At 46.1% G+C, this 18,439-nt stretch carries 18 protein-coding genes; 9 read left to right on the top strand and 9 right to left on the bottom strand.

All coding sequences use genetic code 11. The features are described from left to right. Positions 1–28: 28 nt before the first annotated feature. The 3 genes from MHB63_03950 to MHB63_03940 are packed head-to-tail and all read left to right on the top strand — an operon-like array spanning position 29 to position 4,870. Positions 29–1,210 (top strand): exonuclease SbcCD subunit D, encoded by a 1,182-nt coding sequence (locus tag MHB63_03950; GenBank protein MEK3805743.1) that lies wholly within the window; start codon positions 29–31, stop codon positions 1,208–1,210. Continuing rightward, complete coding sequence (locus MHB63_03945) at positions 1,207–4,551, top strand: SbcC/MukB-like Walker B domain-containing protein (protein MEK3805742.1); 3,345 nt, start codon at positions 1,207–1,209, stop codon at positions 4,549–4,551. Before MHB63_03950 ends, MHB63_03945 begins: the two co-directional genes overlap by 4 nt. A 16-nt stretch (positions 4,552–4,567) precedes the next feature. Then, the gene (locus tag MHB63_03940) at positions 4,568–4,870 is read left to right on the top strand and encodes an HNH endonuclease (GenBank protein MEK3805741.1); all 303 of its coding nucleotides are present in this window, start codon (positions 4,568–4,570) and stop codon (positions 4,868–4,870) included. Between the two features lie 544 nt (positions 4,871–5,414). Here MHB63_03940 and MHB63_03935 read toward each other — a convergent pair. The 6 genes from MHB63_03935 to MHB63_03910 form a co-directional block, all read right to left on the bottom strand. Continuing rightward, a complete protein-coding gene (locus MHB63_03935) occupies positions 5,415–5,633 on the bottom strand; it encodes a spore germination protein (protein ID MEK3805740.1) in 219 nt (72 codons plus the stop codon). Between the two features lie 44 nt (positions 5,634–5,677). After that, a complete protein-coding gene (locus MHB63_03930) occupies positions 5,678–6,067 on the bottom strand; it encodes a spore germination protein GerPE (protein ID MEK3805739.1) in 390 nt (129 codons plus the stop codon). After that, positions 6,064–6,240, bottom strand: a complete 177-nt coding sequence (locus MHB63_03925) for a spore gernimation protein GerPD (GenBank protein MEK3805738.1) — start codon at positions 6,238–6,240, stop codon at positions 6,064–6,066. Before MHB63_03925 ends, MHB63_03930 begins: the two co-directional genes overlap by 4 nt. Further along, positions 6,237–6,860 carry a spore germination protein GerPC gene (gerPC, locus tag MHB63_03920; protein ID MEK3805737.1) on the bottom strand — a complete coding sequence of 208 codons (624 nt, stop codon included), beginning with the start codon at positions 6,858–6,860 and terminating at the stop codon, positions 6,237–6,239. The genes MHB63_03925 and gerPC overlap by 4 nt, the downstream gene beginning before the upstream one ends. 88 nt (positions 6,861–6,948) lie before the next feature. Further along, on the bottom strand, positions 6,949–7,161 hold the full coding sequence (locus MHB63_03915; GenBank protein MEK3805736.1) for a spore germination protein GerPB: 213 nt from the start codon (positions 7,159–7,161) through the stop codon (positions 6,949–6,951). Positions 7,162–7,174: 13 nt separating this feature from the next. Then, on the bottom strand, positions 7,175–7,396 hold the full coding sequence (locus MHB63_03910) for a spore germination protein (GenBank protein MEK3805735.1): 222 nt from the start codon (positions 7,394–7,396) through the stop codon (positions 7,175–7,177). A gap of 261 nt (positions 7,397–7,657) precedes the next feature. On the opposite strand from MHB63_03910, the gene MHB63_03905 reads away from it, so the two are divergent. After that, complete coding sequence (locus tag MHB63_03905) at positions 7,658–9,781, top strand: DNA topoisomerase 3 (protein MEK3805734.1); 2,124 nt, start codon at positions 7,658–7,660, stop codon at positions 9,779–9,781. Between the two features lie 480 nt (positions 9,782–10,261). Further along, positions 10,262–11,416 (top strand): DUF418 domain-containing protein, encoded by a 1,155-nt coding sequence (locus MHB63_03900; GenBank protein MEK3805733.1) that lies wholly within the window; start codon positions 10,262–10,264, stop codon positions 11,414–11,416. Here MHB63_03900 and MHB63_03895 read toward each other — a convergent pair. Continuing rightward, positions 11,413–11,580 (bottom strand): aspartyl-phosphate phosphatase Spo0E family protein, encoded by a 168-nt coding sequence (locus MHB63_03895; GenBank protein ID MEK3805732.1) that lies wholly within the window; start codon positions 11,578–11,580, stop codon positions 11,413–11,415. The genes MHB63_03900 and MHB63_03895 overlap by 4 nt on opposite strands. A gap of 312 nt (positions 11,581–11,892) precedes the next feature. Between MHB63_03895 and MHB63_03890 the strand changes: the two genes are divergently transcribed. Next, positions 11,893–12,798 (top strand): fumarylacetoacetate hydrolase family protein, encoded by a 906-nt coding sequence (locus MHB63_03890; protein ID MEK3805731.1) that lies wholly within the window; start codon positions 11,893–11,895, stop codon positions 12,796–12,798. A gap of 213 nt (positions 12,799–13,011) precedes the next feature. Here the strand turns inward: MHB63_03890 and MHB63_03885 are convergent, their stop codons facing one another. Continuing rightward, the gene (locus MHB63_03885; GenBank protein MEK3805730.1) at positions 13,012–14,202 is read right to left on the bottom strand and encodes an ornithine--oxo-acid transaminase; all 1,191 of its coding nucleotides are present in this window, start codon (positions 14,200–14,202) and stop codon (positions 13,012–13,014) included. Between the two features lie 183 nt (positions 14,203–14,385). Here MHB63_03885 and MHB63_03880 point away from each other — a divergent pair, with 183 nt between their 5' ends. Beyond that, positions 14,386–14,742: a YisL family protein gene (locus MHB63_03880; GenBank protein MEK3805729.1), complete on the top strand. Its 357-nt coding sequence runs from the start codon at positions 14,386–14,388 to the stop codon at positions 14,740–14,742. Positions 14,743–14,777: 35 nt separating this feature from the next. On the opposite strand, the gene MHB63_03875 is transcribed toward MHB63_03880, so the two are convergent. After that, positions 14,778–15,344, bottom strand: a complete 567-nt coding sequence (locus MHB63_03875; GenBank protein MEK3805728.1) for a DUF2777 family protein — start codon at positions 15,342–15,344, stop codon at positions 14,778–14,780. Positions 15,345–15,539: 195 nt separating this feature from the next. On the opposite strand from MHB63_03875, the gene asnB reads away from it, so the two are divergent. Both asnB and MHB63_03865 read left to right on the top strand, forming a co-directional pair. After that, entirely contained in the window at positions 15,540–17,390 is a 1,851-nt protein-coding gene (gene asnB, locus MHB63_03870) for an asparagine synthase (glutamine-hydrolyzing) (protein MEK3805727.1), read from the top strand. Between the two features lie 85 nt (positions 17,391–17,475). Further along, positions 17,476–18,351 carry a hypothetical protein gene (locus tag MHB63_03865; GenBank protein ID MEK3805726.1) on the top strand — a complete coding sequence of 292 codons (876 nt, stop codon included), beginning with the start codon at positions 17,476–17,478 and terminating at the stop codon, positions 18,349–18,351. Positions 18,352–18,439: the final 88 nt, after the last annotated feature.

Raw genomic sequence — 18,439 nt, 5'->3', positions numbered from 1 at the left:
CTTGAGCTTTTTTAAAGGAGAGAAGCTTATGAGAATTCTGCACACAGCAGACTGGCATCTTGGAAGGACGCTTGAAGGAAGGAGCCGGCTTGAAGAGCAGGCCCAGTTTTTAGATGAGCTCTCCCTGATCGCCGCGGATGAAAAAGCGGATGCCATTATCATGGCCGGAGACGTATTTGACACAGTTAATCCGCCCGCAGCGGCTGAACAGCTGTTTTATGAGAGCATCTCAAGACTTTCGGACAAGGGAAACCGGCCTGTCGTTGTGATTGCAGGGAATCATGACAATCCGGAACGGGTTCAGGCTGCTTCGCCCCTTGCAGATACCCAGGGGATCTACTTGGTTGGCTACCCGACAGCGGATGTACTGACAATTGATGTGCCGTCTGCCGGCCAGACGATGGCCATGGCTGCTCTTGCCTATCCTTCTGAGGCAAGGCTTAAAGAGGTTCTTTCAGACACCCACGATGAAATACTGCTCCGCAACTCATATGACGAGCGGATCAGAGATTTGTTTGCCGTGATGGCGGGAAAGTTCAGAAAAGACACAGTGAATCTTGCGATGAGCCACATCTATGTCGCAGGCGGGAGCTCGACCGACTCAGAAAGGCCGATTGAAGTAGGCGGGGCATATACGGTCGCTGCCTCAAGCCTTCCGGAACTTGCTCAGTATACGGCGCTAGGCCACCTCCACCGTCCTCAAACGCTGAAGCGGGCGAGCTCTGTAGCCAGATATTCCGGCTCGCCGCTTGCCTACAGTTTTTCTGAATCTGGCTATGCGAAATCCGTCACGATGGTGGAGGCAGATCCTGGAGGACAGGCACAGGTATCCGAGATTCTCCTCTCAAGCGGAAAGCCTCTTGTGAAATGGAGAGCCCAGGAAGGTCTTCATCAGGTTCATCAGTGGCTGGATGAAGGGAAGGACAGGCTTGCCTGGATTGACCTTGAGGTGCACCTGAAGGATACTCTTTCCCTTGAGGAAATTCACAGGTTGAGAAAATCACATCCGGGCTTTGTTCATATTCGTCCGGTTTTTGAAAAGAACATGAACGAAGAAATCCGTGAAAGCAGGGCGAACCTGCCCATTCACGAGCTTTTTACGAGGTTTTATGAAAAACAGACCGGTGGGGCTCAGCCGGACGGGGAAACGATGAAACTTTTCCTTGATATGGTTCATGATGAGTCGAAAGATGAGGAGGACAGAGGATGAAGCCAATCGCACTTACCATCTCGGGGCTTCACAGCTTCAGAGAAAAACAGACCGTAGATTTCAGTTCTCTCTGCGAAGGCGGCGTATTCGGTATATTCGGACCGACCGGAAGCGGGAAATCCTCGATTCTTGACGCCATGACACTCGCTCTGTACGGAAAAGTGGAGCGGGCGGCAAACAACACTCACGGAATCATCAATCATGCCGAGGATACTGTTCATGTCTCGTTTACATTTGAACTGGAAAATGCCGAAAGCCTGAAGCGGTATTCGGTTGAAAGGATGTTTAAGCGGACAGATGAGCACCGGGTGAAAACCGCGCTGTGCAGAATTCTTGAGCATGGCGAGGAAACAGCGGTCCTTGCGGATAAAGCAGCGGAAGTGAATGAAAAAGTACATGCTCTTTTAGGCTTGACCATTGATGATTTCACAAGGGCAGTCGTGCTTCCGCAGGGCAAGTTTGCAGAATTTTTATCTCTCAAGGGAGCTGAAAGAAGACAGATGCTGCAGCGGCTTTTCCACTTGGAGCAATACGGGGAAGAGCTTGTCAAAAAGGTCAGAAAACGGCTGATGGATGCCAGGGGAGAGCAGAACGAGATTTCAGCCGAACAGGCAGGTCTTGGAGATGCTTCAGAGGAAGCCGTTAAACTGGCGGAAGAAGAGCTGAAAGGCGTAAATCTTCTTTTAGAAAAAAGGCAGAAGGAATATGAAGAAACAGTCAGGCAGCATCAAGAGCTTGAGGAAGTCCGGGCACTTCAGCTTGAACAGGAAAGCTATGAAAAGGAACTTGCAGAGCTTGAAAAGCGGAAAGCGGACATCGAACAGCTGGCAGCAAAACTTGACCGCGCAGAAAAAGCGGATTTGGCAAAACCATACGCCGAAGCACTGCAAACGGCTGAGCGGGAAAAAGAACTCAGCAGCAGGATAAAGGAAGAGTCTTCACAGGAATGGCAAAGACAAAAGCGCTCCTATGCTGCGGCGGCATCGGCCTATGAACAGATACGGAAACAAAAGGCAGCCGATGAGCCCGCGCTTGCTTCAAGAAAAGAACAGCTCCTGCAGCTGCTTGCTCTGGAAGAAGAACTGAAAAATGAAAACCGCCTGCTTGAAGAAAAGGAAGCACAGCACAATCGCCTGACAACTGAACTCTCAGAAAAAGAGGAAACTGCTGCGCGGGCAAATGAGCTTTTGAAAAAAGCTGTTCAAAAGCAAAATCTTTTAAAAGAGCAGATGGAGAAAAATACAGTAACAAGCAAAGAAAGAGAACGAATACGGGCTGCGTCAGAACAAAGAATGTTCCTTGCAAATGCCGAGTCGGTCCTTGCTGAATGGAAGAATAAAGCAGAGCATAAGAAGCAGAAGATCGGTCAATCTGATGAAATACTGAAGCAGGCAAAGGGGGAAATTCAAGAAGCTGAAGGCAGCTTAAAAGCTCTCTATGACAATGTGCAATGGGGCTATCATGCAAGCTGCGAAGTGCTGAACCAGCACAAAAAACTTGCAGAGACGAGACAACAGCTGCTCCAGCAGGAAAAGAAAAATGTTCAGAGAAACATGGCAGAAATGCTTGCAAAAAGCCTCACCGCTGATGAGCCGTGCCCTGTATGCGGATCTGTTCATCACCCTGCGCCGGCTGACTTCAAGGCGTTGGAATCTTCAGATGGATCAAATCTTGAAATGCTTGAAAAGCAGGCAGGCCAAGATGCGCTTCTGACGCTGCAATTGGAGAATGCAAAAGAAAAGTGGGAAGACCTCTCAAAAGAAATGGTCTCATCCTATTCGTTTTTATCCTCTGTCTTAACTGATGTTAAAGACAGGAATGATGAAATGGATGTGTTAACAGAATCAAAATCATTAACTCAGGATTTTCTTCAAATGAAAGAGCAGTATACAAAGCTTGACTCATCCGTAAGGAAGCAAAATGAAGCTCTTCGCCAGCTTGAGTTTACGCATGGCACCCTTGTTTCTGAGCATCAGGAAGCAGCAGAAAAACGGCAACAGGCAGAAAAGGAACACAATGCTGCACTTGAAAAGTGGACAGAAACGTTTGGTGACCTTACAGCTGACCAGGCAGCAGAAGAGCAGCGGCTGATCCGGGAGAAAGATGAACAATTTGAAGAGCTGAAAACCAGAGTTGCAAAGAGCATTGATTTCATTGAAGAAAAAGAGAAAGAGATCAAGCAGCTTGAGAGAGAATGCCAGCAGCTGAGCATCAGCCGCGCAGAGCTGACAGCCTATCTGACAAGCATGAGGCAAACTGCGGCTGAAAAACAAAAACGGATTGAAAAAGAAACAGGAGAGAAAGACCTCTCCCTTCAGCTTCAGGAAAACGAAATGATGCTAAAAGAACTTTCTGCAAAGGAACAAAGCCTCTACAAATCCTTTCAGGAAGCGATGGAGGCTCTGCAAAAAGCAGAAAGCAGCAGCGCGGCAGCAGAAAAAACGTTTGAGCAGGCAGAAGCAAGACTGCGCGAAGCAGCTGAAAAATGGGAGCAGATCAAACAGAAGACACCTTTCAAAGATGCTTCTGAGGCTGCCGCTGCTTTTATGCCACAAGCCGTCAAACAAAATCTGAAGGAAGAGTTTGACGTCTATCAGGATAAAAAGAAACAAGTCATGGCAGACTTTAAACGTGTGGAAGCGAAACGGAAAAACCGCTCAGTAAGCTCTGAAGAATGGGAGTCCATTAAAGAGCTGAAAGCAGAAACGAAACAGTTGGCAGATACTGCTTCAGAAGCCCGCGGAGCTGCCGCAAAAGCTCTTCATATCCTGAAGGATAAGCACGAAAGATACATGGAACTGGAACAAAAACGTCTTGAGCTTGAAGAGCTTGCAGCAAGACTTGAAAAGCTGCAGACTGTATTTAAAGGAAACGCGTTTGTTGAATTCCTGGCAGAAGAACAGCTTCACCTTGTGAGCGAGGATGCTTCTGAGCGGCTTGGGCAGCTTACAAGACAGCGCTATGCCATTGAGGTGGATTCTTCCGGCGGATTTGTCATGCGTGATGATGCAAACGGGGGAGTAAGGCGTCCCGTTTCAAGCCTTTCAGGCGGAGAAACGTTCCTGACCTCTCTGGCATTGGCGCTTTCCCTCTCATCTCAGATCCAGCTTCGGGGGGAATATCCGCTGCAGTTCTTTTTCCTGGATGAAGGTTTCGGGACGCTTGATGCAGATTTGCTTGATACAGTCATAACAGCTCTTGAAAAGCTGCAGTCCGATAACCTTTCAGTCGGAGTCATCAGCCATGTGCAGGAGCTTCGTGCAAGACTTCCGAGAAAGCTGGTCGTAACACCTGCAGAGCCGACAGGAAGCGGCACATCGGTCCAGATTGAAGTGATGTAGAGAGGATAGGTTTAATATGGCAAAGAAACAACTTGGAACATGCGAGCTGTGCAAAAGGCAGGAGGTTGAAACAACAGAACACCATTTAACCCCGAAGGAAATGGGCGGAACCTTCATGCCGACCGCGATGCTCTGCATTCCTTGCCATAAACAGATCCATGCCCTCTATACAAATGACGAGCTTGCTGTAAGGCTGAATACGATTCATGACCTGAGAAGCGATCCGAAAATTTCAAGCTTCATCAAATGGATCCGCAAGCAGCCGTCCTCAAAGCTTGTCAGAACAAGAAAATCAAACGAGCGGAAGAAACGGAAATGAAAAAAGACGTGCCTGGTTTTGGCACGTCTTTTTTGTGTGGTCTGGTGATTCCGCTTTTCTCAGTGTCCAGCTCCAGCGCCTAACTCCTCGGCCAGAACAAAATCCCCGAAAAAGTCAAACCCGGACTTTTCCGGTGATTTCTTTTCTGTCTGTCGGAGCTAAACGGCTGATTCCGCTTTTCTAGTGTCCAGCTGCGCCTCCTAGTCCTTCTGTCAGAACATAATCCCCGAAAAAGTCAAAATCGGACTTTTCCGGTGATTTTGTTCTGACTGCCAGGCCTGAACAGTCGGCTCCGCTTTTCTAGTGTCCAGCTCCAGCGCTCAACTCCTCTGTCAGAACGGAACCGTCGGCAAAGGCAAAAAGCGCCTTTACCGCCGTTTCCTTATCTGACTCCCGGAGCTAAACGAGCGCTTCCGCTTTTCTCAGTGTCTAGCTCCAGCGCCTAACTCCTCGGCCAGAACGGCTCCGCCGCAAAAAGCAAAACCGGCTTTTTCCGTCGGATCCTTTTCTGTCCTTCGGAGCTGACCAAGGCGCTTCCGCATTTCTAATTATTAGCCACAATATTCTGATCATTCACATCTGGGTCTAGCGAGTTGGTTGCACTTACGATGTTGTTGACTATGATAAAGTCGCCTGTATTTCCGCCGCCAGAACCGGAAGCTGTCTTTGATGAGCTTTTTGGAGACAGATAAAAGGAATCACCAAAGTTTACGACACCGCCGCCGACAGAGTTAATGCAGATCGGACCGATGATTGCTGGCATGAACGAACACCCTTTGTCTTTCTGTCATACTTTCAGTCTATGCATTATGAATCGGAACGTTCATTCCTGTTCCGCAATTGTCTGATGTGCTTCACTCTTGATTCGCCGTCTATCGTATTGGTTGACCCGAAATGGACAACACCGGCAGAGGATATAGAGGTAACTTTTACAGCACCGACACGGATGACCGGACATTCATGAAAAAATGCAGTCTGAACATTTTCATATATGAGCGGACGGGGGAGGTTTTCTGAATAAATATTATACTGCCTCAGGTCTCCTTCATTTCCGAGTTCAATTTCTTCTTCCCTCTGAACGGCATAAACTTTTACACGCGGGATAATATCAACGCTGTCGCCGACTTGAAAAACCGAACTGATCCCCACCGAATCAATGTACGCCGCATTGACGATGGATAAACGATTCTGGATCATGCCGGGGCAAGCGGCACAAACGGACCGATGATCAATGATTCAGGCGGCGTATCAAAAACCGATGACATGGTGATGCAGTTTGCATCTCCTATGAGAAAGACACTTGAACTCGCAACAGCCGTTACTCTGATGGCACCAACTGAAATGTCCTTGTTTACAACCGTGAATTTCATGTTTCGCTTTCAGCTCCTTCTTGGGGCAGGGCCTGGATAAAGTAAGTGATTGACCGTTCCACTTCCTGTTTTACTTTAGCCGTAATTTCTTCTATCTGCTTTTCGGCAGGAACAGACTCGCTGTATCCTCCCTGCTTCAAATAGAATTTGATCCGGCTGTCAATTTGTTTGCGGATGTCTTCAATAATGAATTCTTTATGTGCGTTATCAAGCTGGTAGTTATTCTGCTCAGCAAGCGTTTCGATGTATTTGGCAACGTCTTCTGTTAAGAAGACAAGCAGATTTGACTGAACGGCATCAAAGATTTCTTCCTCGCGCTTTGGATTTGTGGTCTGGTTGTTCACCTGCAGACCGTTCTGTTCAACGTCAAACTGTTCAATCTGGTCTGGAACGGTTGGATTCAGCCCGATATTCAACGTCCCTTCAAGCGTCTCCACTTTTAACTGGTCAAATTTATATTCAATCTTTTCAATCGTTGTACTGGGGCGTTTTTTTAGTTCTTCTATTTCTTCCATCATAGCGGAAACAGCGGCTTCAAGTTTTTGAATCTTCTGATCTTGAGCCTGAACCATTCCATACAAATGCTGAATGCACTGCATCATCGACTGGTCATAGTACAATTCACTCACCCCGTTTCTATGGATCACGTGCAAAACGATTATGGGCTATTATATGCACGCTGCCAATTTGGGTGAATGCCTATTGAAATTAACTCGGTGCAAGCGGGACAAACGGGCCTTCTGACTGAGAGCCGCCCGGACTGATTGCAGGAGGAGCAGGCGTTGTGAAAGCCCCGGTGTTATAAAGATTTGCAAGAGGCTTGATGATGCCTGCGCTTCCGATCTGCAGGACGGAAGAATTGCTGACGGCATCCACTTTCAAAAAATTAATTTGAATGGTCTGGTTAATGTAAAAATTCATTTTTTCACCCCGTTTATGCATTGCCGACAATCGGCTGGTCAACAGTGTCGTTATCGTATGCGTTCGTTACACTGTTTTGATTGTAGATGTTCAGTCCGTCACCTGTATTAAACGATCCTGCCCCTGCAAAGGTTTTGACCTCGCTGTAAGGTGAGATGGTAATAACATCCCCGACATGAACAATGCTGCTAGTTCCGACGGCATTTACTTTAAATGCTCCCACAATGGCTGGCATATTCAACATCCTTTGCTTCATTCAGGCAGTAAGGCACCTGTAACATATCGTATGAAAGATAGGCAGACTTGTGATAAAAGCGGAATTTTTCCTGCAGCGCGAAAAGTAATTTTTCACCCTTTTTCCATCAAGAAAAAGACGTTTTGCCAGCTCTCACTGAAGCTGAAGCTATTTCTTTTTAGAGCAAAATGATCCATACTGGATAAGAATACAAGAGAAGCAGATTTATTGTTTCTTAAATGAAATGAGGTCCATGCAAACATGTCCCAAGTGGTCATTCTAGCTGAAAAACCAGATCAGGGCCGCAAGCTTGCAGCCCCTTTTCCTTCTGTTAAAAAAGAGGGATATTTAGAGATTAAACCATGCCCGGTCTTTCCGGACGGGGCAAAGGTTACGTGGGCAATCGGCCATCTGGTCGAACTTAAAAACCCTGATGAATATAAAGACGAATGGAAAAAATGGCGGTTTGAAACACTGCCGATTATTCCCGATCATTTTTCATATAAAGTCAGTAAAGGAAAAGCGAAGCAGTTTAAGATTGTCAAAGAGTTATTAAAGGAAGCAGATGAAATTATCATCGGCACTGATCCTGCCCGTGAAGGGGAAAATATTGCAAGACTTCTGATCATGATGGCCGGTGCAGAAAAAAAGAGCGTGAAGCGTCTTTGGACAAGTTCGTTAACAGAAAATGCCATCATGAAAGGATTCACAGAGCTTTACGACGGAAGCAAAACCATTCATCTTTATCACGAAGCGCAGGCGAGACAGATCTCCGACTGGCTTGTAGGCTTAAATGCGAGCAGACTTTATACCCTTCACCTTCAGAAGAAAGGGATAAGGGATGTCTTCAGTGTGGGAAGAGTACAGACTCCGGTTCTGAAACTGATTTATGACAGGCAAAAGGAGATTGAAAACTTTAAGCCTGAACCTTTCTTCGAGCTTCAGGCTGCTTTTGAAGTGGCCGCAGGAAACTATACTGGAAAGCTGAAGGGCCGCTTTAAAAGCCAGGAAGAATTGTTTTCTGCTGTTGGTCCTGACATTGTAAAGGGAAAAACGCTGTATGAAGCGACAGTGAAAAGTGCAGATACAGCGGAGAAAAGAGTACCGCCGCCAAAGCTTCACAGCTTATCAACCCTTCAGGCGAAATTGAATAAACAGAGAAAAATGAGCCCAAGCGGGGTTCTGAAAACAGCACAGTCTCTTTATGAAAAAGGGTATATTTCGTATCCGAGAACAGACTCACAGTTTATTACAGAGGAAGAATTCAGTTACATTAAGGCAAGAATCGGCCAGTATCAGGAAACCCTGTCCCTCTCGTTTACCCCTGCAAGACTGTCGCCTTCAAAACGGTTTGTGGATGCCAAACGAGTGAGCGATCACTATGCTATCGTGCCTACTGAAAAAAGAGTCACGCAAGCTGCTTACAATTCCTTCAGCGGTGAACAAAAAGCTGTATACGAAGAAGTCATCAAAACAGCTCTCGGCATGTTTATGGAGGATTACGTCTATGATGAAACAACCATCCTGACGTCCATCGGAAAAAACGATTTTATCAGCAAGGGAAGAACGATGAAAAAGCCAGGGTGGAAGACGCTTTACCAAAGAGAGACTGACAGCCCGGAAGAAAAAGCAGATCTTCAAATGCTTCCAAAAGTGGCGGCGGGAGAGCCTGCCAAAGCGGAAATCGGTGTGAAGGACGGCATGACACAGCCACCTAAACCGTACACCCAGGGACAGCTGATCACGCTCATGAAAACAGCCGGCAAGCATGTGGAAGACAAAGAGATGAGAGAAGCGCTGAACAGCACAGAAGGTCTCGGGACAGAAGCAACGCGCTCCGGAATTATTGATACGCTTCTTATGAGGAAGTTTATTGAAGTGAAGAAAAATGAAGTGTTTGTCACGCCGAAAGGGGAAGTTCTTTGTGAAGCGGTTGACGGCACTCTGCTCTCCAAGCCTGAAATGACAGCAAAATGGGAAGTCTACCTAAAAGGAATCGGAAGCGGCGAAAAGTCCAAAGAAGTCTTTATCGAAACGGCTAAAAAATTCTGCTACACCCTGATCAGTCAGGCAGGGGAAAGTATGGAAAAACTTGAGGTCGACATTCCGCCCCAGCAGGAAACCCGGGCTGCAATCTGCGCCTGCCCGGCCTGTCTAAAGGGCAGCATCATGGACCGAAAAACGTTCTACGGCTGCACAGAATACAAAAGCGGATGCAAGCAGACCTTTCCGAAAAAACTGCTTGGAAAATCCATATCCGCCTCACAGATTAAAACACTGTGCCAAAAAGGAAAAACAAACAAGCTGAAAGGCTTCAAAGGCAAAAAGCCTTTTGATGCAAGTCTTGTCCTGAAGGACGGGAAGATTGAGTTTTCGTTTGACTAATCTGACTGCACCGCATGCTCTTCGGTAATCAAGGGCGGTGAATAGCGGAACAACCGTACCCTTAAACCCTTGGAGACTGGGCTTGGGGGTAGTGGAGAGCGGGGGAGTGATGCCCTCAAAACCTGGAAATCAGAGCTTGAGGGTACTGGAGAGCGGGAGTGGTGCCCTCAAAACCTGGAAACCGGAGATTAAGGGCACTAAAGAGCAGGAATGGTGCCCTGAAAACCTGTAAATCGGAGCTTGAGGGCACTAAAAACGCAGATTAGAACCCTCAAAAATCAAAAGTCGGAAATTGGGGCACTAAAAACGCAGAATGGTGCCCTCAAATGCTGGAAATCGGAGCTTGAGGGTACGAAAGAGCGAGAACAGTACCCTCAAAACCTGAAAGTAGGAAATTGAGGGCACTAAAAAAGCGGATTCGCACCCCAAGACCATAAAAACCAGAAAATTGATCGTATGAAAAAAAGGAGGGAAATCAAAATGGATCCACTTACAGCAGTCCCTGAGAAGGACAGGCTGCATACGCTTGATATTCTGAGAGGCTTTTCGCTGCTTGGCATCCTGCTTGTAAATATGAAGTCTTTTTATGAGCCTGCTCTTTATGAGACAAGCCTTGTAAGCGGCAGCGGCTCTGACCGGATTGTTGAGCAGCTGATTTCGTTTTTTGCTCAGGCAAGCTTTTATCCGCTGTTCTCATTTTTATTTGGAGCGGGAACGGTGATTTTTTATGAGAGGGCATTGAAAAAGGGGCATTCGTTCAATGTGTATTTCTCAAGAAGGCTGATTGGGCTGTTGATTATTGGCCTTCTGCATGCTTTTTTGATCTGGCATGGGGACATTCTGACAAACTACGCCTTGATTGGGTTTTTATTTCTGATATTTATAAAGTGGAATTCCAGGGGGCTCATTAAGTGGGGGCTTTTCATCCTGCTGCTTCCGAATGTGCTGATTTCTTTTGCTCTTATTGCGGCATATGCAGCGGATCCGGAGATGCTCAGTTACTACAAATCGGAGGAAGCTGTTCAGCAGTCAGCTGAGACGTACCAGACGGGAAGCTTTTTTGACATTACTCAGCAGAGAGTGACAGACTGGCTGTATGTAAATAACTTTGAGAATGCATTTTTTCTTGTGATATCCATTTTACCGCTTTTCATGCTTGGTGCTGCCGCCTATAAGCGTGGCTGGTTTCATAAGGATCTGTCGTCTGAATGGAAACGGACGGCACTGATAACAGGAACTGCCGCAGTTTTGTTAAAAGGTGCACCCTTTTATTGGGAGGAGAATTTGCTTACTCAGCATCTGCAGCTGTCATTAGGGGGTCCGGCACTGACCCTGTTTTATGTTTCGGTGATACTGCTGCTGCTGAATAACTATTCTTTCAAGCTCGGCGCGGTTAAGGCAGCGGGACGGGCGTCTTTAAGCAATTATCTGATGCAGTCATTGGTCTGTACACTTCTTTTTTATTCCTATGGTTTTGGGTTGTACGGAAACATTTCAGCAGGCGAAGGCGTCATGATCGCAGTGGTCCTCTATTCGGTGCAGCTTATTGTCAGCTATTATTGGTTTAGAACATTTCGGTTTGGTCCGGCAGAATGGCTTTTGCGGAAGTGGATTTACTTGTTCAGCAGAGCTTAGTTTACTGCCGTCTGCAGTTCACCTTCCATCTGCCGCTTGATTTGTTCTAAGATCAGCTGGTCGAGCTCCTGGCTGCGGCGCACCGTTTCAGAAGAATTCATTCCATGTTCTTTTGCTGCTTCAAAAAGCTTTTGTCTGTGCACTTCAATTTCATTCACTGCCATGATTTTTCTCCAACTTTCATGGTTTAATAGGATGGTTTTCTATGAAATGGATTCCCTGGAAAGTCTTCTTTCACGCGGGTTACACTTATTATACACAGGGTTGTACAAAATGGTTTGATTTCGCTAAAATAACAAAAAACATTACAGGTTTCTACAAAGCGGGATAGGTTTCGATCTGTTTTTTCATTGGTCTTATGCCAAAGAAAAATGCTGCCGTACAGACAGGCGGTTTTTTAGAGGAAATGTGTCATTCTTTATCGAATAAGATACATTATCAGGCAGTTTAGATTAAAGAGATAACGGGGGGTAACAATGAAACTTGCAACAGCTCAGATTGGCGGAAGGACCTTCATCGGACTGATTATGGAGGAAAACAGGATTCTTGATATTCAAAGGGCAGAGAAAAAATGGTTTGATATGGAATCAGCCCCGCAGTCAATGATTGAATGCATTGAAATGGGGGAGAAGTTTTTCAATCACCTGAAACAGCTGCAGATGTATGTGAAAAAGGCGGATGAGACAGAATCGTTTTTATATTCTCTGTCTGATGTAACATGGCTTCCTCCTATTGCTACTCCGCGCAAGAACATATTCTGCGTGGGCAAAAATTACCGGGAACATGCGATTGAGCTTGGAAGCGAAGCGGATATTCCGGAACATGTGATGCTTTTTTCAAAAGCCCCGACAGCCGTAACGGGCCATGGACAGAAGATAGACCCTCACCTCCATCTGACAAGTGAGCTGGATTACGAGGGTGAGCTTGCGGTCATTATCGGGAAAAAGGGAAAACAGATCCCGGAAGCTGAGGCGATGGAATACGTATACGGTTATACGGTGTTAAATGACATTACGGCAAGGGATCTTCAGTCAAGGCATAAGCAGTTTCTTCTTGGAAAAAGCCTGGATACGTCCTGCCCGATGGGACCGTATATCGTACATAAATCTGCGGTTCCTGATCCATACGCACTTTCTCTTGTTACAAAAGTAAATGGGGAAGTCAGACAGGACGGTCATACGAAAGACATGATCTTCTCCATTGAAAATGTGATCTCGACCATTTCACAGGGCACGACGCTTGAGCCCGGTGATATCATTGCAACAGGAACACCTGCTGGAGTAGGGAAAGGGTTTAAGCCGCCAAAATATTTAAGCCCGGGAGATACTGTTGAAATATCAATTGAAGGCATCGGAACGTTAAGCAACACGATCGCTGAATAAATAGAAAGAAGCACACCGAAACCGGTGTGCTTCTTTGCTCTTGTATAGGAAATTATAAAGTTAAAAGGCTGTGGATAACATTACCAAGTTATCCTCGTCCAGCCCCTAGATCCTCTGTCAGAACAAATCCGTCAAAAAAGTCAAAACCGGACTTTTTTGACGGATTCTTATCTGCCTATCGGATCTGACCAAGGCGCTTGCGCTTTTGTTCGTTTATGAAAGAACTTTCTTCACTTTTTCAATCGCCCAGTCCAGATCTTCTTTTGAAATGACTAGCGGCGGTGCAAACCGGATGACCGTATCATGTGTCTCTTTGCAAAGAAGGCCTTCTTCTTTCAGCTTCTCGCAGTATGGACGAGCAGCTTCAGTCAGCTCAAGGCCGATAAATAAACCTCTTCCGCGGACTTCTTTAATGATGGGATTGCTGATTTCACGGAGCTTCTCCTGCATATATGTGCCGAGTTCAAGTGAACGCTCAGGAAGCTTTTCCTCTGTGAGAACGTCAAGTGCAGCGATGGAAACAGCGCACGCAAGAGGATTTCCTCCGAACGTTGAACCATGTGATCCCGGCTCAAACACACCAAGGACATCTTTGTCTGCAGCTACGCAGGAAATCGGGAAAACCCCGCCTCCAAGTGCTTTTCCAAGAATGTACATGTCAGGCTTAACGTCTTCCCAGTCGCAGGCAAACAGCTTGCCTGACCGGCCAAGACCTGCCTGAATTTCATCTGCAACGTAGAGAACATTTTGTTCTTTGCAGATGTCAAAAGCAGCTTTCAGGAAGCCTTCTTCAGGAATGTGGATGCCTGCTTCGCCCTGAATCGGCTCGAAAATGAAAGCAGCTGTATTCGGTGTAATCGCTGCTTTAAGCGCCTCAAGATCACCGAACGGAATGACTTTTATTCCCGGAAGCATCGGCCCGAAACCGCGCTTGTATTCATCGCTTGAACTCATTGATACCGCTGTCATTGTACGGCCGTGGAAATTTTCCTCGCACACGATGATCTCAGCCTGATCAGCAGGTACCCCTTTCACATCATATGCCCACCGGCGCACTGTTTTTACAGCGGTTTCAACGGCTTCAGCACCTGTATTCATTGGCAGAACCATTTCTTTTCCAGTTAAAGCGGATACTTTCTCATACCATGGTCCGAGCTGGTCGTTGTGAAAAGCTCTGGAAGTCAGGGTGATTTTGTCTGCCTGTTCCTTAAGTGCTTCAATGATCTTAGGGTGGCGGTGGCCCTGATTGACGGCTGAATAAGCGCTGAGCATATCCATATATTTGTTTCCTTCAGGATCCTCTACCCAAACCCCTTCTGCCTTGGATATAACGATCGGCAGCGGATGATAATTATTTGCCCCGTATTTTTCAGTCAAGCTGATGATTTGTACTGATTTAGACACAATATCCCCTCCTGGTGCGATTAAGTCTTGTAATACAGGAATCTAGCATTCCTCAAGTACTACAATAGCCTACCTTTTTGAAGAAAACAATAGGCAGGCAAATGCGCTTACATTTCATTTTTTAATGAGATTCGTGATATTATATGGATGGATTATTATGTTTAAAAGAGGAGGAACTACCACATGACACACTTGCATATCACGACCTGGGTTGTCGCACTTATTCTATTTTTCGTTGCGAACTCCCTCTTCAAGTCGGGAAAAGAAAAACCGTTTAAAATCGTACACATGACACTCAGACTGTTCTATCTGCTGATCATTGCATCAGGAATTCAGCTGCTGCTCGGTCTTGGCGCGATCACCGGCGAGTACATCGGAAAAGTCATTCTTGGAATCTATGTAATAGGCATGATGGAAATGATCCTTGTCCGCGGAAAAAAGGGCAAGCCGACACGCATTTTCTGGATTCAGTTTGTCATTGCATTGATTGTTGTTATTCTGCTTGGCCTGCGACTGCCGCTTGGCTTAAAGCTGTTTTAATGAAAAAAGCCTCCGCAATTTTTGCGGAGGCTTTTTTATGGTTTCAGCTGAGTTAAAAGAGCTCTTGTTCCAGTACAGACTGTAAATTCAAATCTGTCTTCATGTTTGCTTCCTCTTGAGAAGTGATGCTGCACGCCGCAGACGGCTTCCTCATTATCAAACTGGTAGAAGGATACCCCTTTTTTATCTTCTGTTTCTTCTAGAAAGACCATCTGATTGTAGCTGTATATGCAGTCATGAATGGAAAAGGAAAGTTCATTCAGTTTTGACGTAAACGCAACAAATGAGTCATCTGTAGCTTCTTTCAGCATATAATCAAGCGCGTATTGAACCTTTTTGGGAATACGGAGGGTATCATTTTCACGGAGCTTATGCATCCCCGTCGGAACCGCTAGCTGTCCGTTTCCGGTATAAATCCCCTGATACCAGCTGTCTTCTAAAAGAATCTCCACTTTTTCATCTTTTTTAAAATGAAGAATGGTCACTTCCTCATGCTCATCATCATAAAATAAGATTTCCTGATCCTCGCCAATCTCAATAAATCCGGTTATGTGCGCTCTTTTTTGACGCTCAAACAGCCGGTGCTTCTGTTTTGACAGCATAACGCAGACCTCCTTTGCCCATATTCTTATCTTTCGTTTTTTCCAAAAGGAGGAAGAATTATGCAGAATGCCTTCACACTTGCCAGAAGAAAACGTGATAAGGACAAATCAACACTTCATAAAGTAAGCATAGGATAGGTACATCTTTGACCGTCTGAGACCTATCAGACAGTAAAAATGGGGAGTGAGAGGCAGATGTGTGGAATAACAGGCTGGGTTGATTACCAGAAAGATCTCAAACAGCAAAAAGCTGTCATGAAAGCCATGGCGGAGTGCTTATCCAAGCGCGGACCGGATGATACGAACCTGTGGGGAGAGCAGCATGTTCTGTTTGGGCATAAGCGTCTCGTTGTTGTGGACCCTGAAGGCGGCAGGCAGCCGATGACAAGGAGCAGGGAAGATAACAATTATACAATCTGCTACAATGGCGAGCTGTACAATACAGAAGATATCCGCACGGAACTTCTTAAAAGAGGCTACACATTCAGAGGCCATTCTGATACAGAGGTGCTGCTGACTGCCTATATGGAATGGAAAGAAGAGTGCGTCACTCATTTAAACGGCATATTTGCCTTTGCTGTGTGGGATGCTGCCCGGGAATCAGTGTTCATCGCAAGAGACAGACTGGGGGTAAAGCCGTTATTTTATGCAGAGAAGGACGCATCTCTGATTTTCGGCTCCGAGCTGAAAGCGATCCTTGCACACCCTGATCAAAAGGCGGTGATTGACCGGGAAGGGATGAGCGAAATATTCGGCCTCGGACCATCCAGAACGCCCGGCATCGGCGTTTTTAAAGGAATAAAAGAACTGCGTCCTGCCCATGCCATGACATTTTCAAAGAATGGCATTAAGGTCTGGAGATACTGGAATGTGAAAAGTGCCAGGCATATAGATACATTTGATGAAACGGTCAGCCGCGTCGGGTTCCTTGTGAATGATGCTGTGACAAGGCAGCTTGTATCCGATGTGCCGGTTTGCACCTTTTTATCCGGCGGTCTTGATTCAAGCGCCATTACCGCTATTGCAGCCAAGGCTTTTGAAAAGGAAGGAAAAGGCCCGCTTCACACATTTTCAATTGATTATGAAGATAACGAGAAGTTTTTTAAAGCCAATGAATTTCAGCCGAACTCGGATGCCCCGTGGATTGATAAAATGACAGAAGCGTTCCAGACCGTTCATCACCGGTCTGTTATCACGCAGCAGCAGCTCGTTGACAACTTGACGGAAGCGGTAGAAGTCAGAGATCTTCCTGGAATGGCGGATATTGATTCATCTCTGCTCTGGTTCTGCCGCGAGATAAAGAAAGACTTTGTTGTGGGTCTGTCCGGAGAGTGTGCGGATGAAATTTTTGGAGGCTATCCGTGGTTCCACAGGCCGCAGGATTTATCAGAAGAAGCCTTCCCGTGGATGAGGTCAACAGATGCACGTATGAATCTGCTTCACAAGGACTGGCAAAGCAAGCTGAATTTGAAAGAGTATGTGAAAATGAGATATCAGGAAACGCTGAAGGAGACGCCGCTGCTCGACGGGGAATCTGAGACAGAGTCAAAACGCAGACAGCTGTTTTATTTGAATATCCTATGGTTTATGACGACGCTGCTTGACCGCAAAGACCGCATGAGCATGGGCGCAAGCCTTGAAGTCCGGGTGCCGTTTGCAGATCACCGTCTTGTTGAATATGTCTGGAACATTCCGTGGGAGATGAAGATGCACGGAGACCGGGAAAAAGGCATCCTCCGCAAAGCGCTCGAAGGTGCTCTGCCAAACGAAGTGCTCTACCGGAAAAAGAGCCCGTATCCGAAAACGCACAATCCTCATTACACAAAAGCGGTCAAAACGTGGCTGCAGTCTCTTACTCAGAAAAAGGATTCAGCACTGCATACATTTTTCGATAAAAAGGCGCTGCATGACATCATCGAATCAGAAGGCAGTGCATTCAAGGCGCCGTGGTACGGACAGCTGATGACTGGACCGCAGCTGCTTGCCCATCTTGCACAGATCCACGTCTGGTTTGAAACCTACAGAATTGATATTGATGAATCGTAAAAGCCGGATTTGCCGGCTTTTTTGTGTTTTAGAACATCCTTGTATTTTCCTCTTTATGTTAAAATTGGATTTGGGGGTGAATGCAATGATATTAAAAAAAATCTTAAGTGCAGCAGGTACCGCTTTTGTTCTTAGTCTGGTTTTGAGCTTGATTTCTGGTTCTTTTAATAGTGATTCAGATTTTTGGAACTCATTAATGATAGTACCGATTTATTTGATTTATTCTGCGATGTTTATTTTCGCTGCAGGGCTCCCTGTAAGCATCGTTTCCTATTACATTGTGCGGAACAGGGGTAAGAGCAGAAGGTTTCTGAACTTTTCCATCCATGTTTTTTCTGCGGCTGCTGCCGGGTTTATCTTGTCCATTGGGTCTCTTGATGGTGTCCTCCTGACCGTTTTCGCAGGCTTTTTATTTTTTCTCTTCGATGAAGTGCTTCTTTATCACCGAAAGCATGTGCCGGTAAGAGTCACAAAGTGGGACGGTGCGCTCGGTGCACTTGTTCTTATAGGTATAGGAATTCCCATTTATCTGTCTCTAGCAAACAGCGGCGGAACAGAAGGGGAAGTGGAAACTGTTGATTTGTCCAAGCCTCCGGTTGTTTCGGTCGTATGGAAGAATAGCACGCTTGGGTCTATAAAGCCCCAGTACTGCAAGGTTGAATCTGAAGCCTGTACAAAGGATATGGATCCATATTATACAAGCAGCCTGAAGGGTGAGGTGCTTGACACCTATTATTCAAACACATTCACGCTGAGTGCCTCTAACAGAGAAGAAGTGCCGGAATTTGAAATCTATTATCTCGAAGGAGAAGAAGTGAAGGAGCTCAGACCAGTGAACGGCGTTTATGTTGTGCCTTTGGGACTGAAAGATCAGGTAATGAAGGGAAATGCCATTTGGGAGGACGAAATCCTGACATTTGAAGCAGAGGTGAATATGATAGAAGCGAGTCCGGCGAAATAGCCGGACTTTTTTATGTGCATCAAATGATCGGAAAAGCTGCTGAAATCGTTTGTATTAGGGAATAGTAAAAAAAAGGGAGAACCTAAAT

The sequence above is a fragment of the Bacillus sp. FSL H8-0547 genome (assembly GCA_038002745.1).
GTDB lineage: Bacteria > Bacillota > Bacilli > Bacillales > Bacillaceae > Bacillus_P.
The sequence above is the reverse complement of the archived record's forward strand: the minus strand, read 5'-3'. Positions and strand labels throughout refer to the sequence as shown.

Bases quoted from the DNA above. Each gene is read 5' to 3' on its own strand.
- MHB63_03875 (MEK3805728.1), bottom strand. From the start codon at position 15,344: ATGCTGTCAAAACAGAAGCACCGGCTGTTTGAGCGTCAAAAAAGAGCG.
- MHB63_03935 (MEK3805740.1), bottom strand. From the start codon at position 5,633: ATGCCAGCAATCATCGGTCCGATCTGCATTAACTCTGTCGGCGGCGGT.
- MHB63_03900 (MEK3805733.1), top strand. From the start codon at position 10,262: ATGGATCCACTTACAGCAGTCCCTGAGAAGGACAGGCTGCATACGCTT.
- MHB63_03895 (MEK3805732.1), bottom strand. From the start codon at position 11,580: ATGGCAGTGAATGAAATTGAAGTGCACAGACAAAAGCTTTTTGAAGCA.
- MHB63_03880 (MEK3805729.1), top strand. From the start codon at position 14,386: ATGACACACTTGCATATCACGACCTGGGTTGTCGCACTTATTCTATTT.
- MHB63_03940 (MEK3805741.1), top strand. From the start codon at position 4,568: ATGGCAAAGAAACAACTTGGAACATGCGAGCTGTGCAAAAGGCAGGAG.
- MHB63_03930 (MEK3805739.1), bottom strand. From the start codon at position 6,067: ATGATCCAGAATCGTTTATCCATCGTCAATGCGGCGTACATTGATTCG.
- MHB63_03890 (MEK3805731.1), top strand. From the start codon at position 11,893: ATGAAACTTGCAACAGCTCAGATTGGCGGAAGGACCTTCATCGGACTG.
- MHB63_03865 (MEK3805726.1), top strand. From the start codon at position 17,476: ATGATATTAAAAAAAATCTTAAGTGCAGCAGGTACCGCTTTTGTTCTT.
- MHB63_03910 (MEK3805735.1), bottom strand. From the start codon at position 7,396: ATGCCAGCCATTGTGGGAGCATTTAAAGTAAATGCCGTCGGAACTAGC.
- MHB63_03905 (MEK3805734.1), top strand. From the start codon at position 7,658: ATGTCCCAAGTGGTCATTCTAGCTGAAAAACCAGATCAGGGCCGCAAG.
- MHB63_03945 (MEK3805742.1), top strand. From the start codon at position 1,207: ATGAAGCCAATCGCACTTACCATCTCGGGGCTTCACAGCTTCAGAGAA.
- asnB (MEK3805727.1), top strand. From the start codon at position 15,540: ATGTGTGGAATAACAGGCTGGGTTGATTACCAGAAAGATCTCAAACAG.
- MHB63_03950 (MEK3805743.1), top strand. From the start codon at position 29: ATGAGAATTCTGCACACAGCAGACTGGCATCTTGGAAGGACGCTTGAA.
- MHB63_03915 (MEK3805736.1), bottom strand. From the start codon at position 7,161: ATGAATTTTTACATTAACCAGACCATTCAAATTAATTTTTTGAAAGTG.
- MHB63_03925 (MEK3805738.1), bottom strand. From the start codon at position 6,240: ATGAAATTCACGGTTGTAAACAAGGACATTTCAGTTGGTGCCATCAGA.